This window comes from Sulfitobacter sp. LC.270.F.C4 (assembly GCF_032922545.1).
Taxonomy (GTDB): domain Bacteria; phylum Pseudomonadota; class Alphaproteobacteria; order Rhodobacterales; family Rhodobacteraceae; genus Sulfitobacter; species Sulfitobacter profundi.
Window position 1 is genome coordinate 158,122 of record NZ_CP136690.1, and the last position, 16,224, is coordinate 174,345.

General features: G+C 62.8%; 14 protein-coding genes and 1 pseudogene. 9 read left to right on the forward strand and 6 right to left on the reverse strand.

Annotation, left to right across the window (positions count from 1 at the left end; translation table 11 throughout):
* Window positions 1-140 precede the first annotated feature (140 nt).
* Window positions 141-2,107, forward strand: a pseudogene (locus R1T45_RS03200) (cache domain-containing protein).
* A 35-nt stretch (window positions 2,108-2,142) separates the two neighbouring features.
* Here R1T45_RS03200 and R1T45_RS03205 read toward each other — a convergent pair.
* The 5 genes from R1T45_RS03205 to R1T45_RS03225 form a co-directional block, all read right to left on the reverse strand.
* Window positions 2,143-3,195 (reverse strand): M42 family metallopeptidase, encoded by a 1,053-nt coding sequence (locus R1T45_RS03205; protein WP_317389116.1) that lies wholly within the window; start codon window positions 3,193-3,195, stop codon window positions 2,143-2,145.
* A gap of 95 nt (window positions 3,196-3,290) precedes the next feature.
* Window positions 3,291-4,604 (reverse strand): TRAP transporter large permease, encoded by a 1,314-nt coding sequence (locus R1T45_RS03210; RefSeq protein WP_317389117.1) that lies wholly within the window; start codon window positions 4,602-4,604, stop codon window positions 3,291-3,293.
* Window positions 4,601-5,104 carry a TRAP transporter small permease gene (locus R1T45_RS03215; RefSeq protein ID WP_317389118.1) on the reverse strand — a complete coding sequence of 168 codons (504 nt, stop codon included), beginning with the start codon at window positions 5,102-5,104 and terminating at the stop codon, window positions 4,601-4,603. Before R1T45_RS03215 ends, R1T45_RS03210 begins: the two co-directional genes overlap by 4 nt.
* A 58-nt stretch (window positions 5,105-5,162) precedes the next feature.
* Window positions 5,163-6,182 carry a TRAP transporter substrate-binding protein gene (locus tag R1T45_RS03220; RefSeq protein ID WP_317389119.1) on the reverse strand — a complete coding sequence of 340 codons (1,020 nt, stop codon included), beginning with the start codon at window positions 6,180-6,182 and terminating at the stop codon, window positions 5,163-5,165.
* Between the two features lie 138 nt (window positions 6,183-6,320).
* Window positions 6,321-6,815, reverse strand: a complete 495-nt coding sequence (locus R1T45_RS03225; RefSeq protein ID WP_067628730.1) for a MarR family winged helix-turn-helix transcriptional regulator — start codon at window positions 6,813-6,815, stop codon at window positions 6,321-6,323.
* 137 nt (window positions 6,816-6,952) lie between these two features.
* Between R1T45_RS03225 and R1T45_RS03230 the strand changes: the two genes are divergently transcribed.
* Genes R1T45_RS03230 through R1T45_RS03265 form a run of 8 tightly spaced genes read left to right on the forward strand, consistent with a single transcriptional unit; the run spans window position 6,953 to window position 15,258 of the window.
* A complete protein-coding gene (locus tag R1T45_RS03230) occupies window positions 6,953-7,903 on the forward strand; it encodes a PDR/VanB family oxidoreductase (RefSeq protein WP_317389120.1) in 951 nt (316 codons plus the stop codon).
* 11 nt (window positions 7,904-7,914) lie between these two features.
* Entirely contained in the window at window positions 7,915-9,249 is a 1,335-nt protein-coding gene (locus R1T45_RS03235) for an aromatic ring-hydroxylating dioxygenase subunit alpha (protein WP_317389121.1), read from the forward strand.
* Window positions 9,246-9,725: an aromatic-ring-hydroxylating dioxygenase subunit beta gene (locus R1T45_RS03240; RefSeq protein WP_132445385.1), complete on the forward strand. Its 480-nt coding sequence runs from the start codon at window positions 9,246-9,248 to the stop codon at window positions 9,723-9,725. The genes R1T45_RS03235 and R1T45_RS03240 overlap by 4 nt, the downstream gene beginning before the upstream one ends.
* Window positions 9,722-11,347 (forward strand): AMP-binding protein, encoded by a 1,626-nt coding sequence (locus R1T45_RS03245; RefSeq protein WP_317389122.1) that lies wholly within the window; start codon window positions 9,722-9,724, stop codon window positions 11,345-11,347. The genes R1T45_RS03240 and R1T45_RS03245 overlap by 4 nt, the downstream gene beginning before the upstream one ends.
* Window positions 11,344-12,513, forward strand: a complete 1,170-nt coding sequence (locus R1T45_RS03250) for a thiolase family protein (RefSeq protein ID WP_317389123.1) — start codon at window positions 11,344-11,346, stop codon at window positions 12,511-12,513. The genes R1T45_RS03245 and R1T45_RS03250 overlap by 4 nt, the downstream gene beginning before the upstream one ends.
* A complete protein-coding gene (locus tag R1T45_RS03255) occupies window positions 12,510-13,757 on the forward strand; it encodes an SDR family NAD(P)-dependent oxidoreductase (protein ID WP_317389124.1) in 1,248 nt (415 codons plus the stop codon). Before R1T45_RS03250 ends, R1T45_RS03255 begins: the two co-directional genes overlap by 4 nt.
* Window positions 13,754-14,536 carry a cyclase family protein gene (locus R1T45_RS03260; RefSeq protein WP_317389125.1) on the forward strand — a complete coding sequence of 261 codons (783 nt, stop codon included), beginning with the start codon at window positions 13,754-13,756 and terminating at the stop codon, window positions 14,534-14,536. Before R1T45_RS03255 ends, R1T45_RS03260 begins: the two co-directional genes overlap by 4 nt.
* Window positions 14,533-15,258: an SDR family NAD(P)-dependent oxidoreductase gene (locus tag R1T45_RS03265; protein WP_317389126.1), complete on the forward strand. Its 726-nt coding sequence runs from the start codon at window positions 14,533-14,535 to the stop codon at window positions 15,256-15,258. Before R1T45_RS03260 ends, R1T45_RS03265 begins: the two co-directional genes overlap by 4 nt.
* Before the next feature lie 9 nt (window positions 15,259-15,267).
* On the opposite strand, the gene R1T45_RS03270 is transcribed toward R1T45_RS03265, so the two are convergent.
* The gene (locus R1T45_RS03270) at window positions 15,268-16,140 is read right to left on the reverse strand and encodes an NAD(P)-dependent oxidoreductase (protein WP_317389127.1); all 873 of its coding nucleotides are present in this window, start codon (window positions 16,138-16,140) and stop codon (window positions 15,268-15,270) included.
* Between the last annotated feature and the right edge of the window lie 84 nt (window positions 16,141-16,224).

Sequence of the window (16,224 nt, forward strand, 5' to 3'; positions counted from 1 at the left end):
TACAGTGGGTTAGGCATATGTATGCCTGGCAATCGGGGCCAAAATACTGAATTGGTGGGGTTTGTCGGGCAAAATACGCCCCCACACTTCACCCTTGAAGGCGCAGCGGCTAAATTGGCCTCAGTTTTCCGGGAAAGCCCATGACCTCCGTTCGCCTACGCCTGCTGATCCTCGCGCTAACACCGCTTATCGTGTTGATGCCGCTGCTGCTGGTCTTGGGCATGTCGCGTTGGACGGCGGACTATGACGAAGTGCTCATCGCGAATGTCGAGAGCGAGTTGAGGATCGCCAACCAGTATCTCGCGCGGTTGTTGGCGCAGACCGGCAATGAACTGGATGCCGTCGCAGGCTCGGTCGAATTTGCCCGCTTGCTTGAGATGCCGACCGCAGATCGGGTGGCCTCCTTTGCCGAGATACAAGATCGGCTGGGCTTGGATTTTCTGCGGTTCCTCCCCCTCGAAAGAGCGGTCGATGAAGGCGAGGATTGGCCGGTGATCGCCCGCGCGGCGCGGGGAGCACGCGGGGCGGAGATCGACGTATTTAGCAATGCACGGCTGACAACTTTGAACGACGCGCTTGCGGTACGCACGCGGGTGCCGGTGATCGACACGCCCGCCGCCGTGCCCACCAACCGAAAAGTCGAAGACCGCGGGATGGTGGTCCATGCGGCAAGCCCGGTGGCGTTGAACGGCAGGCAGGGCGTTTTGGTTGGCGGAATGCTTTTGAACCGAAACCTCGACTTCATCGATACGATCAACGACCTGGTCTATTTGAACGCGGTGACCGGCGGCGACCGGCAGGGGACTGCGACGCTGTTCCTCGACGATCTGCGGATCTCGACCAATGTGCGCCTGTTCGAGGATGTGCGCGCCCTTGGCACGCGCGTCTCGGCCGAAGTGCGGGAGGCCGTATTGATCGAAGGGCGCACTTGGCTCGACCGGGCGTTTGTGGTGAACGATTGGTATATCTCAGGCTACCAGCCCATCACCGACAGTTTCGGGGAGCGGGTAGGGATGCTCTATGTCGGCTTTCTTGAGGCGCCCTTTGCGCAGGCGAAGCGCGAAGCTTTCTGGTGGATGCTGGCGGCCTTCTTTGCCGTGCTGGCCCTCTCGGCGCCGGTGTTCCTGTGGCTGGCGCGGGGAATCTTCTCGCCGCTTGAACGGATGACAAAGGTCATGCATCGCGTCGGCAAGGGAGAGCTTTCGGCGCGGATCGGGCCAGTGCCCGCGCGGGATGAGATCGGCGCCGTGGCGCATCACCTCGATTGGTTGCTGGAGCAGGTTCAAGAACGCGACCGGCAGTTGCGCAGTTGGAATGATGAGCTGAACCAGCGCGTGGATCAGCGTACCGGTGAATTGCGCGAGGCGAATGAGAAGTTGGAGCAGACCTTCCGCCAGTTGGTGATGAGCGAAAAGCTCGCCTCCATCGGGGAAATCACCGCCGGGGTCGCCCATGAGATCGACAACCCGGTCGCGGTCATCATGGGCAATGTCGATGTCATCCGTGAGACCCTAGGCGAGGATGCCGCGCCCGTGGCCACGGAACTGGGGCTGATCGACAGACAACTGTCGCGGATCGAGGTGATCGTCGGCAAATTGCTGAAGTTCGCCGCGCCGTCTGAGTTTTCCGACTGTGAACATAATATCGCGCTGCGGCCCTTGGTGCAGGATTGCCTCGTGCTCGTTGATCATCTGATCAGCCGGGGCGGGATTGAGGTGGATTGCGATTTTGAAGAGGTCCCGCCCGTGCGCGCGGACTCGGCGAGATTCAGCAAGTCGTGGTGAACCTTGTGGTCAATGCCGTGCAGGCGATGCGGGGGGCAGGGCGGTTGGATCTGTATCTAAGGTCTGAGGAGCGCGACGCTTTGCCCGGTGTCGCGCTTTCTGTTCATGACAGTGGGCCGGGGGTGCCAGAGGCATTGCTCGGCTCGCTGTTCGATCCCTTCTTTACCACGAAACCCGGAGAGGGGACGGGGCTGGGCCTGTCGATCTCTCAGACGCTGATCCAGCGCGCCGGGGGGATCATCACGGTGCGCAACCGGGACGAGGGAGGCGCGGCCTTTACCGTCTGGCTGCCGCAAGCGACCGATGATGCAGGCCCCCCCTGAACGCGCGCGGCGCGTTTAGGGGGGGGCAGGGGGCTCTAGGCGGCCTTGCCGTCGAAGCCTTCCAGATAGGCCACGAGGATATCCAGCGCCGCCTGTAGGTCACTCTTGGAGACCATCTCCGTCACCGTGTGGATGTAGCGGGTGCCGACCACGATCCCCACGGCCCGCGCGCCAGCGGCGGCCTGCTGCGCCGCTGCGCCGTCTTGGCCGCCGGCGGCGAGCATGGTGCGCTGGAAGGGGATTTTGCGGGCCTCGGCCAGCTTTTCGATGTCGCGCACCAAATCCACATCGGCGATGAAGCTGCTGTCACGCACGTGCAGGCCAAAGCCCTTGCCGAGGCGTGTGGTGGACAGATGCTCGGGCACGCCGGGCGTGTCGCAGGCCAGCGTCGTGTCGATGCCAAGACCGATGTCGGGCTGAACCTTATAGGCCGCGGTGCGCGCGCCGCGCAAGCCGACTTCCTCCTGACAAGTGAAGGCCACGTGAATTTCCGCCCCGCGCCCCTTGTCGGCCAGCTTGCGGATCGCTTCGATCCCCAGCCAGCAGGCGACGCGGTTGTCGAGCGCCTTAGACACAAATTGATCGCCCATTTCGAGGAAAGGTTCATCCATCACCACGAAGTCACCGACCTTCACGATATCCTTGGCATTTTCGCCCAGTCCCAGATCGACGAAGAACTCCGACACTTCGGGAATTTTCTTGCGGTCTTCGGCAGAAGAGATGTGAATGGGCTTACCGCCGGGGTTCATCACGCCCTTCAGATCGCCCTGTTCGGTGCAGACCAGCACACGGCGCGAGAAGAGGTTGCGCGGATCAAAGCCGCCGACGGGTTGAAGGTACAAAAACCCGTCTTTCGAGATATGGCTGACCAGAAACCCGATCTCATCCATGTGGCACAACAGCATGATCTTGGGCGCTGTGCCGTCGCCTGCCGTCGCATCACGGCGGCAGAGGAGGGATCCCATGGCGTCGGTCTCCACATGGTCGAACAGGCCCTCAATCTGCTGGGTGATCAGGTCACGCACGCGGTGCTCGCGCCCCGGCACGCCGGGGGTTTCGCAAAGGTCTTTGAGTAGGTTGATGTTCATGCTGGCCTCATCCTTGGTGATTTGGCCGCACTATCGCGCCGCGCTGGTCGAAGTGCAAACAGACGCGGCGCGATGAGGTTGAAAGGGGAGGGGGCCTACATCTGCCCCGGTAGGAAAAGCACCAGCGCGGGGAAGATCAGCAGCAGGATCAGCCGCAGGATATCGACCAGCCAGAAGGGCGTGACCCCGCGAAAGATCGTCCCGGTAGAGACATCGCCGACCACGCCCTTAAGCACAAAGACGTTCAGACCCACGGGAGGGGTAATCAGGCTGATCTCTGTCACTACGACGACGATGATACCGAACCACACCGGATCAAACCCAAGGCTGGTGACCAGTGGAAAGAAGATCGGCACCGTCAGCAGCAGCATCGACATGCTCTCGAAAATGCAACCAAGCGCGATGTAAATCAAAAGGATCAGCCCCATGACCACCCATGGGCCGAGGTCCAGCGCCGTGACGGTCGCCAGCAGCCCTTCGGGCAGGCCCGCGAGGTTCACGAAGTTTGAGAAAATCCATGCGCCGATCAGCACCGAGAAGAGCGAGGCGGAGGTAAGCGTCGTTTCCTCCAGCACCTCACGCAGGCCGCGCCAGCTGAGCCCGCCACGCGCCCAAGCGATCAGGAACGCACCCGCAGCCCCCATGCCCGCCGCCTCTGTCGGGGAGAAGGCGAGGTGGATGGGCCAGAAATCAAGCACACCGTAGAGCCCGCCGATCACCAGCGCGAAGAGCGCCAGCACCGACCAAACGTGGTTCAGCGCGCGCAGCCGCTCACCCCATGTGGCGCGGGGGCCAGCGGGGCCGGCCTCAGGGTTCATGGCGACGGAAAAGCGCACCGCGCAGAGGTAGAGCAGGATGCCAAGCGCGCCGGGCACGATGCCCGCGATAAACAGCGCGCCGATAGAGGTCTCGGTCAGCAGCCCATAGATCACAAGGATCACCGACGGCGGGATCAGGATGCCGAGCGTGCCGCCAGCGGCAATGGACGCGGTCGAAAGACTGTCAGCATAGCCGTATTTGCGCATCTCTGGCATGGCGACTTTGGACATGGTCGCCGCCGTGGCCAAGGAAGAGCCACAGATCGCCGCAAAGCCCCCGCAAGCCACGATGGTGGCCATCGCCAAGCCGCCCCGGAAGTGGCCCAAAAAGGCGTTGGAGACTTGGTAAAGCTCACGGCTGATGCCGCCTTTGTTCACGAAAAGCCCCATGAGAATGAAGAGCGGAATCACCGACAGCCCGTAGTCTTGGCTAGTGTCGATGATCAGCCGCGACACCATAGAGATTGAGGCGCGGTAGCTGGTTTCATAGACCAGCCCGATCATCCCAACGAGGCCCATGGCAAAGGCAATCGGCAAGCGCAGCAAGACGAGGGCGAAAACGGCGGCAAAGCCGATGGCAGATGCGATCATGTGGCAGGGTCCAGAAGTTGCGGCGCAAAGAGGCGCAAAAGCCCGCGCAGGATCAGCACAACGGCGGTGAGATAGGTCATCACCGCGATGAACATGCCGATGTAAAAGGTCTGAATTTCAAGGTATTCTGTCACGTCGCCATAGCTCAGCGCGCGGTAGGCTAGGTCCACCACCCGCCCGGCTGGAAACCACAGCATCACCCCGCACCCCAGCGTCACCAACCCGTCGCGCCAGCGTTGCAGCCCCCAATTTTCAAAGGGGCGGTCCAGCAGGTCAGCAGCGATATGCCCCTCGCGACCAGACAGAACGGGCAGGGCAGAGAAAACGATCAAGGCGATGCCGATGCGGATCAGCTCGGTCGCGGCTTCGATCGGGGCGTTGAAGACCGAGCGCATGATGACATCGGCAAAGGTCAGCACCATCAGCGCGAAAAGCGCGACAGAGGCCATCGTCATCGGCAGGGCCGAGAGGGCGGTGGTGAGGCGGATCAAAGAGCGCATGGCGGTTCCCTGGCTGGGGGCCGACCGCTGCTGCGACCGGCCCCTTTGGCGGTGGGGGTTACTGGCTGGCGTTTGCCATTTCCTCACGCATCATCTCATAGGCGGCCTGCCCATCGACACCGGCCTCGTCCAACTCGGCGATCACCTTGTCGCGCACCTTGGCGGCCATTTCGGCAAAGCGGGCCTGATCTTCTTCAGAGGCGGTGACGATCTTGTTGTCGCCTGCGGCTTCGGTCGCCTCACGCGCGTCCACGTCGCTCTGATCCCAGACGGCACCCATCATGCGGCTCGCCGTCTCGCCAAAAACTTCGCTGTCGAGCTTTTGCTGAACGTCTTCCGGCAGGCCATCAAAGGTCTCTTGGCTCATGATGACCGAGAAGGAACCACGGTAAAACCCGCCGGGCATTTCATAGACGTTCTTGGCCACTTCGTTCAGTTTAAAGCTGATCCGCTCGCCCATGTTCATCGCCACCGCGTCAGCGGCACCGGAATTGAGGGTTTCGTAAACCTTGGGCGCGGGCACCTGAATGCCGACGAGGCCAAGCTCCGCCCCCACATCCGCCGAAACACCGCCACCGAGACGGGTTTTAAGCCCTTGGAGGTCTTCCAGCGAGGCGACTTCTTTGTTGGAGTGAATCTGCCCCGGACCGTGGGTCGTCAGCGCGATCACTTTCACGCCGCGGTGCTCGTCCAACTCGGCCAGCATCGCCTCATGCACGCGCCAATGGGCGACCGATGCGGCTTCGGCATTGCCCTCGTATCCGGGGATTTCCACCAGCTTGGTGCCGACGAAACGACCGGGCGTGTAGCCATGAAACAGGATCGCGATATCGGCGGCACCGTCCAGCAGCAGGTCCATCTGCGCGGGCGGCGGGGCAAGGCCGTTTTTCAGCTCGGTTTCGATCAGCCCATCGCTGGCTTCGGACATCATGTCGGTCAGCTGCGTGAACATGCCGGTGTTGACCGGGTGGCTTGGTGGCAGCCAAGTGGAAATGGTCAGCGTCTCGGCGGCAAACGCGCCGGTCGCGGTGCAGAGCGCAAGCGCACTCGTCGTGAGAAACTTGGTGAATTTGGTCATTTTGGGCTCCTCCCCATACCGTTCGATATGCCTTGGCGGGGTTCTCCCAAACCCGTGTCGCCAAGTATATGCTTTTTCATGTATTCACATTTACAGCACGATTGGAACCATTTTTTGCGCGCAGGGCAAGGGCTGCGATCAGCCGCGTTGATCCGCAGTGTCGTCCAAGGCGGCCAGCAAGGATTTCAGCGCCGGTTTCAATTGCGCGCCCTCATTGCCCTTGAGCATTTCCATCAAAGCGGCCTCATGACGGCGCGCTTGCGGCACCAGTTCGGCGGCCAGCGCCCGGCCCGCATCGGTCAGATAGACCCGGACCCGGCGGCCATCGGCGGGGTCACTGCGGCGGATCAGCAGGCCGCGTTCCTCCATTTGGGCGATGATCCGGGTGAGTCGTGATTGCTCGGCCAGCGCCTGCCGAGCCAGTTGCGTGATCATCGCGCCATCGGTGTCCGACAGACAGGCCAGCACGCGCCATTCCGGCACGCGCAGCCCCGCCTTGCGCACCTGCGCGTGGAACTGTGCGCTCGCCACATCGCTGGCCGCCGCCAACAAATAGAGCAGGTAATCGGAGACGAATCCCCCCTCCTGACCCGTGTCTTTGTCAGAGGTTGCGTCGGTCTTTTGCTGCGTCACACCTGTTAAGCCTTTGATGGAAAGAGGGCTCCTTGCGCCTCGGCACCTCTAAATGGCGGTCAAATTCGCGCTTGGCAAGAAAACCCTTGACCGAAACTATATGAAAAATCATATTGTTTACCACGGGAGGACATCACATGACGAAGATCAACGCTATTGTGCGGGAGGTCACAGCGCCGACCGATCGCATCAGTGAGTTCCAGATCGCAGCCGCAGATGGCAGCGCGCTGCCGCGGTGGGAGGCGGGCGCCCATGTGCTTTTCGATCTGCCCGACGGCGACACCCGCGCCTATTCTCTGATCTCCTTCGATCCGATTCCCGAGGCCCCCGAGAGCTACCGCATCGCCGTCCAACGCGAACCTGAGGGCAAGGGCGGCTCAACCCATATGCACGGGCTGAAACCGGGGGCAGAAATCACCTGCGCCGCGCCGAAGAACAACTTCCCCCTGACCCAAGACGCGCCTGCGGTGCTGCTGGCGGGGGGGATTGGCATCACGCCGATGATCTCAATGGCGGCGACGCTCAAGGCCGCTGGTCAGGCGTTTGCATTTCACTACTCAGGCCGCAGCGCATCCCTGATGGCCTATCGCGATACCCTGCGCGCGACCTTTGGCGATGCCTTGCATCTGCATTGTGACGATGACGACAGCGCGCTGAACCTTGATGCGGTGATTGCCTCTGCGGGGGGCGACACGCATTCCTATGTCTGTGGCCCCAAGGGGCTGATCGACGCGGTCAAGGCGAAGGCCGAAGCCGCTGGTATCGCGCCTGACCACATCCACTTCGAACTCTTCGACGCACCCCAAGAGCAGCAGGGCGACAGCGCCTTCGAGGTCGAAGTCGCCTCAAGCGGGGAGGTTTTCACCATCCCGCCCGGCCAATCCATCATCGACGTGCTGGAGGCGGGGGGCGTCGATGTCATGTACGACTGCCAGCGCGGCGACTGTGGCATCTGCCAATGCGACGTGATCAGCGGCACGCCCGATCACCGCGACGTGGTGCTGTCTGAGGCCGAACGCGCCGCAGGCAATGTCATGCAAATCTGCGTCAGCCGCGCCAAATCACCGCGCCTTGTACTCGACATCTGAGGGAGGAACTCATGGGACGTTACGACAGCCCGGCGGCACTGGCCGCCCTCGTGCAGCCACATCAGGTGCACCGCGATATCTACACCGACGCGGAGGTGTTCCAACAAGAGATGAAGCATCTTTTCGCCAATGCGTGGGTCTTTGTCGGCCATGAAAGTCAGACGCCGAACAAGGGCGATTATTTCAGCACCCACATCGGCACCCAGCCGGTCATTCAGGTGCATCATTCGACCGGCGACATCCATGTGCTGCTGAACCGTTGCCCGCATAAGGGCACGAAAATCGTCATCGACCGGCAGGGCAACACCGGCAAGTTCTTCCGCTGCCCCTATCATGCATGGAGCTTCAAAACTGACGGCTGCCTTTTGGCGATCCCGCTCAAAAAAGGCTACCAAGATACCGGGCTGGAAGAGACCGACAGCGGCAAGGGCATGCGCAGCGTTGGCGATGTGAAGAACTACCGCGGCTTCATCTTTGCCCGGCTCGCGGAAGAGGGCATCAGCTTCGACGAGTTCTTTGGCGCGAGCCTGACCTCGCTCGACAATATGGTGGACCGTTCCCCCGCCGGACGGCTCGAAGTCGTCGGCCCGCCGCTGCGTTACATGCATCATTGCAACTGGAAGATGCTGGTCGAAAACCAGACCGACACCTGCCACCCGATGGTAGCCCACGAAAGCTCTGCCGGGACGGCGGTGAAACTCTACGAGGAAATGGACCTCCCCGAAGGTGCCCCCAAGCCCCCCGCGATGGAGATCATCGCCCCCTTCATGTCGCCTTACGAATTCTTCGAAGGCATGGGCATCCGCACTTGGCCCAATGGCCACGGGCATACGGGCGTAAACCATTCAATCCACTCGGATTACGCCGCCATCCCCGGCTATTTCGAAGCGCTCTGCGACAGCTATGGAGAGGAGAAAGCCAAGGCGATCTTGGACGAAAACCGCCACAACACGGTCTATTTCCCGAACATCATGATCAAGGGCCCGATCCAGCAGCTGCGCGTATTCATCCCCATCGCGGCGGACCGCACGGTGGTGGAAAGCTACATCTACCGCCTTGTCGACGCCCCGGAAGAGCTGACCGCCCGCACCGCGATGTACAACCGCATGATCAACGCGCCGACCTCCATCGTCGGCCATGACGACTTGGAAATGTACGAGCGCGCCCAAGAGGGTCTGATGGTCGACGGTTTGGAATGGGTGAACATCCAACGCCTGATCGAAGACGACGAAGATTTTGAAGTGGAAGCGGTCGAAAACGGCACCACCGAACGCCAGATGCGCAACCAATTCCACGCTTGGGTCAAGTTCATGACCATGAGCCAAACAGCGGAGGCAGCGGAATGAGCGTGACGCGCGAGTGCCTGATCGACTTCATCTATGACGAAGCGCGCATGTTGGACGAGGGGCGCTATACCGAATGGCTGAACCTATGGCTGGCGGACGGGCATTACTGGATGCCGCTGGACTATCAGCAGACCGATCCGATCAACGAAACGTCGTTGATGTATGAGGATATGTTCATGCTAAAATTGCGCGTCGAACGGCTCAACGGCGCACGGACCTTCAGCCAAAAGCCAAAAAGCCGCTGCCATCATGTGATCCAGCGGCCTTTCGTGGATGAGATGGACATGGAGGCGGGGCGTTTCGTCACGACCACCTTCATGCACTACGTTGAGACGCGGCTTGATGAGCAGCAACTGCTCGCCATCACCGCGCGGCATGAGTTGGCCATGGTCGATGGCGCGCTTCGGATTGCCAACAAACGGGTCGATATCGTCAATTGCGATGCAGCCTTTCGCAACATTCAGTTGCTGCCATGATCGCGCCAGAGATCGCAACGGTTTACGCGGCCTTTCAGGACACCGCCGCGCGGCATCCTAACCGCGCCTTTCTCAATGTCTTGCCAGAAACGGCGGAAACCTACGGCATCGCGGCGGGCGAGGTGAGCTATGCCGCAGCCGCGCGCGAGGTTGCGGCTTTGCGTGAGAACATCGCGGCGGCGGGCTACCTTCCCGGCCAGCGGGTCATGCTGCTGGTGGAGAACCGCCCGGCCTTTTTCCTCTGGTGGCTGGCGCTGAACGGTTTGGGCCTGTCGGTCGTGCCGGTGAACCCCGATCTGCGCGCGGCGGAACTGAGCTATATGATCGACCACGCCGAGCCTGTTTTGGCCGTGGCGATCCCTTCGCGGGGCGATGACCTGCGCGCGGCGGCGCGGCAGGCGGGGCGCGACATGCCGGTGATTGCACCGGGCGATCCACTCCCATCGCCGGTCACGTTCACGGCCATCGCGGCGCATAATGGCGGCGCGGAGAACGCGGAAGCCGCACTTCTCTACACTTCCGGCACCACGGGCCAGCCCAAAGGCTGCATCCTCACCAATACCTATTTCCTCGACGCCGGGCGGTGGTACGCCGACACGGGTGGGCTCTGCGCCCTGTCGCAAGACCGCGAGCGCATGATTACGCCCCTGCCGATCTTCCACATGAACGCGATGGCCTATTCCTTTATGGCGATGATCGCCGTTGGCGGCTGCCTGACCGCGCTTGATCGGTTCCATCCGCGCACCTGGTGGGCCTCGGTTCGGGCCTCGGGGGCGACCTGCCTGCACTACCTTGGTGTCATGCCATCCATGCTGATGGGGGCCGAAGAAAGCGAAGCCGACCGCGATCACGCCCTGCGCTTCGGCTTTGGCGCAGGGGTCGACCCAAAACTCCACGCCGCGTTTGAGGCGCGCTTCGGCTTTCCGTTGGTGGAGGCTTGGGCCATGACCGAAACGGGCGCGGGCGCCGTGATCTGCGCCAACCGCGAACCCCGGAGGGTGGGCGAAAGCTGTCTTGGTGCCCCCGAGGGTGGGCTGGATGTGCGGCTGGTCGATGATGCCGGGCAAGAGGCCAATCAAGGCGAGCTGCTGGTGCGCCGCGCCGGTCCCGACCCTCGGCGCGGGTTCTTCGCGGGCTACTTCAAAAATGCCGAAGCCACGAATGAGGCATGGTCGGACGGTTGGTTTCACACCGGCGACATCGTGCGCCGTGCTCCGGATGGCGCGATGTATTTCGTTGACCGCAAGAAAAACGTGATCCGCCGCTCGGGCGAAAACATCGCAGCGGTTGAGGTAGAATTGACCCTGATGCGCCACCCCGCCGTGGCCAGCGCCGCCGTCGCCGCCGTGCCCGACGCGGTGCGCGGGGATGAGGTCTTTGCCTGTATCGTTGCCAAAGACAGCGCCGCCGATCCCGCCGCGCTGGCGCAAGAGATCACCCAATGGTGCCTCACCCAACTTGCCTACTACAAAGCCCCCGGCTTCATCGCCTTTGTCGAGGCGCTGCCCCTGACCGCGACCCAAAAACTCCAACGAGGGGTGCTGAAAACGCTGGCCGCCGACCTGCTCGCCGACCCTGCCACGCAAGACCTGCGCAGGCTGAAGAAACGGACAGCGGCATGAGGCGTCAGGGCTATGACGGTGTGGTGCTCGCGGCACCCACCTCGGTTCCCTACGCGCGCTACAGCAACGAGACCGCGCATTGGTGGATCGCCCGCGCCCTGCGCGAGATGTTGGGTGAAGCGGGAATCGCGCCGGCGGAGTTGGACGGATTTTCGGTCTCCAGCTTCTCGCTCGCCCCCGACACGCCGGTCGGGCTGACCCAACATCTTGGGCTTTCCCCGCGCTGGCTCGATACCGTGCCCACAGGCGGGGCCAGCGGGGTGATCGCGCTGCGCCGTGCGGCGCGGGCGGTGCAAGCGGGCGACGTGGATGTGGTCGCCTGCGTGGCGGGGGACGCAAACCGGATCGACAGTTTTCGCACCCTGCTCAGCGGGTTTTCGCGCTTTTCGATGGATGCCACCTTTCCCTATGGGTTCGGCGGCCCCAACGCCAGTTTCGCGCTGCTGATGGACCGCTACATGCAAGAATTCAGCGCCACGCGCGAGGATTTTGGCCATATTGCGGTCTCGCAACGCGCAAATGCGCTGAACTATCCTGCGGCCTTGATGAAGACTCCGCTAAGCTTGGCGCAGTATATGGACGCCCGGATGATCTCAGACCCCATCGCGCTATTCGACTGCGTCATGCCCTGCGCCGGGGCCGAGGCGTTTTTGGTCATGCGCGAGGACGAGGCCCTGCGCCGCGACCTGCCCTTCGCCCAGATCAGCGGCACGATTGAACGTCACAACGCCTATCCCGAAGACCCGATGCAACTGCGCGGCGGCTGGGGCATGGACATTGGGGAGCTCTATGACATGGTGGGTCATGGGCCGGAGGGCGTCGACCTGTTGCAGACCTATGACGACTACCCGGTGATCTCGATGATGCAGTTCGAAGACCTCGGGTTTTGCGCCAAGGGGGAGGGGGCCGCCTTTGCCCGCGAGCGTGATCTCACGACCAACGGCGACTTCCCGCACAACACCTCGGGTGGGCAATTGTCGGTGGGCCAAGCGGGGGCGGCGGGTGGTTATCTGGGGTTGGTCGAAGCGATCCGGCAGGTGACCGGACAGGCCGAAGGCACGCAGGTTGCAAACGCCCGGCGGGCGCTGGTCTCGGGCTTTGGCATGATCAATTATGACCGGGGCGTCTGTTCGGCGGCGGCGATCATCGAAGGGGGCGGGGCATGACCGAACCATTGATGCCGCCCCAAAAGAAGAACCCGCAAAAGCGCAGCACGGTGCCGACCCTGCCGCCTGCCCAACGCTCGCGCGCGGCGCTTGGGCTGGCGATTGCCGCAGGGCGCGGGCAGTTCGCCCTGCAGCACTGCGCGGATTGCGGCGCGGTGCAATATCCACCGCGTGATGCCTGCTGCAAATGCCTGTCGGTGGCGCTTGAGTGGCGCGAGACTGAACCGGCGGGCGAGGTGCTGGCCGAAACGACGATCCGGGTCTCGCCCGATCCTTACTTTCGCGAACGTCTGCCATGGCGCATTGGCACGGTCCAACTCGCCGCCGGACCGGTTGCGGTGTGCCATCTGCACGGCGATGTCGGGCGCGGCGATCACGTCCGTCTGGCGCTCAAATTGGACCGGGCTGGGCAGGGGGTCATGGTGGCCCTGCCGCGAGAGGAAAGCGAATTTATGCAAGACGATCCAATGCTGCGCGCAATGTCGAGCGACCCGAAACACCGGCGGGTGCTGATCACCGATGCCCGCTCCCCCTTGGTCTTGCCGCTGACCCAAGCGCTTTTGAAGGCTGGTGCGGCGCAGGTCTTTCTGGGCGAGCCGGAGCATTGGCGGCGGTGGGAAGGGCGCGCGGGGTTCGAGGGGATGGAGAACGTCAGCCTCATGCCGCTGGATGTGACCGACACCGCCTCGGTCTCGCGCCTTGCGGCAGAGATCGGCGGCAAGGTCGATATCCTCATCAACACGGCACAGTTCATCCGCACCGGCGGGGTGCTGGGCAATGATACGATCTTTGCCCGCGAGGGGATGGAGACCAATGTGCTGGGCCTGATGCGACTGGCGCAGGGCTTTGGCCCGGCGATGGCGTCGCGCACGGCGGATGGTGTGAATTCGGCAGTGGCGTGGGTGAACATCCTGTCGGCGGGAGCCTTGGCGCCCGAGGCAGGGTTTGGCGGCTTCGATGCCTCGCAGGCAGCGGCGCGGTCGCTCAGCCAGACGCTGCGGGCGGAATTTGCCGGGTCCGGGCTGCGGGTGATGAATGTCTACACCGGCCCGGTAGACGATGAATGGCACCAACCCCTGCCACCGCCCAAAGTCACCCCCCGCGCGCTGGCGCGGACGGTGGTGACTGGCCTGATTGATGGCCTCGAAGAGGTCGCCTGCGGGGATGTGGCCAAGGATGCTCTGGCCCGTTGGCTGGAGGATCCGGCATTGATGGAACGTGAGATGCGGGGGAGCGGCGCATGAGCGATGCAATCACAGCACTGGCCGATGCGCTGGCAAGCGGCGCGGCCCGGGTCGTCGATCTGACCCACCGGCTTGATCCCGATTTCCCCGTGATCGTGCTGCCACCCGAGTTCGGCCAATGCGCGCGGTTCCGGATGGAAGAGGTCTCGGCCTATGACCATCGTGGCCCGGCGTGGAAGTGGCATAACTTGACCCTCAATGAGCACACTGGCACCCATTTCGACGCGCCGATTCACTGGGTCTCGGGCAAGGACGTGGCAAATGGCGCGGTGGATGAAATCCCGCCCGAGGCCTTCATCGGCCCGGTGGTTGTGATCGACTGCTCCGACGGCGCAGGGCAGGACGATGACTTTGAACTGACCCCTGAAATCATCCACGATTGGGAAGCCAAACACGGCACGATCCCGGCAGACGTCTGGGTGCTGATGCGCACCGACTGGTCAAAGCGCAGCGGCGCGGATTACCTCAACATGCACGAGGACGGCGCCCATTCGCCCGGTCCCACACCCGCCGCGATCAACCTTCTGTTGGAGCGCGGCATTCGTGGCTTTGGCACCGAAACCGTCGGCACCGATGCGGGGCAGGGGATGCATTACGACCCGCCCTTTCCGGCGCATTACCTGCTGCATGGGGCCGGCAAATACGGGCTGCAATGTCTGTGCAACCTCGACCAACTGCCGCCCACCGGGGCCATGCTGATCGCACCGCCGCTCAAGATTAAAGGCGGGACCGGCAGCCCCTTGCGGGTGCTGGCGCTGATACCGGGAGCGAGACCATGAGCAATTACACCGCCGTCATCACCGGGGGCAGCAAGGGCATCGGCGCCGATCTGGCGCAGCGGCTGCTGGAGCGCGGCTATCGGGTGATCTCAATCGCGCGGGGCAAGCCGGAATGGGAGGCGGAAGGATGTGAGCATATCGAAGCCGACCTTCTCGATCCCGCCTCCGTCGCTGCCGTCGCCGCTGATATCGCGGCGCGCTATGACGTGACCCATCTGGTGCATAACGCCGGGTTGATCTGGCCCAATCTGATTGAAGAGGCCAAGCCCGAAGACATCACCGGCCTTGCGCAACTGCACCTCGGCTCGGCCCTGACGCTGCTGCAAGCCTTCCTGCCCAACATGAAAAAACGCGGCTTTGGCCGGGTGATGTTCAACGCCTCGCGCGCGGCCTTGGGCGCCCCGACGCGCACCGCTTATTCGGCGTCGAAAGCGGGGATGATCGGCATGGCGCGCACATGGGCGCTGGAGCTTGCACCGCATGGGATCACCGTCAACGTCGTGGCCCCCGGCCCAGTGCAGACCGACAATTTCTGGGGCATCATCCCGAAAGAAAGCGAACGCGAAGCAGAGCTTGCCAAACGCATCCCGGTGGGCCGTTTGGGGCAAGTCGAGGACGTGACCAACGCATTTCTCTTCTTCTGCGATCCAGCCAATAGTTTCGTCACCGGCCAGACGCTTTTCGTCTGTGGCGGGTCGAGCATCGGGACGCTGACGCTCTGACCCTAGGGCTTAACCCTTGCGGAAATGCTGCACTAATTCAGGGACATAGGCATCGCCCGCGCCCATCTCGACGACCTTTGACAAGGCACCATAGACCCCATCGGCAATCTCAACCTGCGCGCCGGATTGGGCGGACATCTGCCGATAATAGTCGAAATCCTTCAACGCGTTGCTGATCGCAAAGGGCAGCGCCTCGCGGTCGCCGTTTACGATGAAGGGCGACAGCCGATCAAGCGCGACACTGGCACCGCCGCCACCCGCCAAGACATCGACAAAGCTCTGCGGATCAATGCCGGCATCTGCCGATTGCGCGGCGGCTTCGGCGAGCAGCGACATAAAGCCAACAGAGACGTAGTTGTGCAGCAATTTCAAACGGTGGCCTGCGCTGACCTCACCCACATGTTTGACCTCTTCGGTGAAGGAGGCGAGGACGGGAGAGACCTTTTCAACCACCACCGCGTCGCCGCCGACCAGCAGGTTCAACTTCCCCTCATGGGCAAATTGCGCGGTCCGGGTCATTGGCGCGTCAACGAAATCACCCCCCGCCGCTTTGACCGCCTCAGCCATCTTTACCGTCGAGGCGGGCAGGGAGGTGGAGCAATCGACCACAACCGCACCGGGCTTCAGCCCGTCAATCACGCCGCCCGCCCCGGTCAGAATTCCTTCGACCTGCGGGGAGCCGGTCACGCAGAGGATGATCACATCCGACGCGGCGGCCAGATCGCTGAGCCTGTCATAGGCCGTGGCCCCCAGCCCGTCCAACTCATCGGTCGGCTGGTTGCCGGGGTGGCCAAAATAGCCAAGCGCAAAACCCCCGCGCCGCATCACGTTGCGCGCAATACCGTGGCCCATCAGGCCGACACCGATCATACCGATTTTCATGGGCTTTCCCTCGCTTGCCACCGCCGCTCCTGCGCGCGGTTCCCTTGGGTAAAGGTCTACCCCGCCGCCCGCCACGGCGCAACG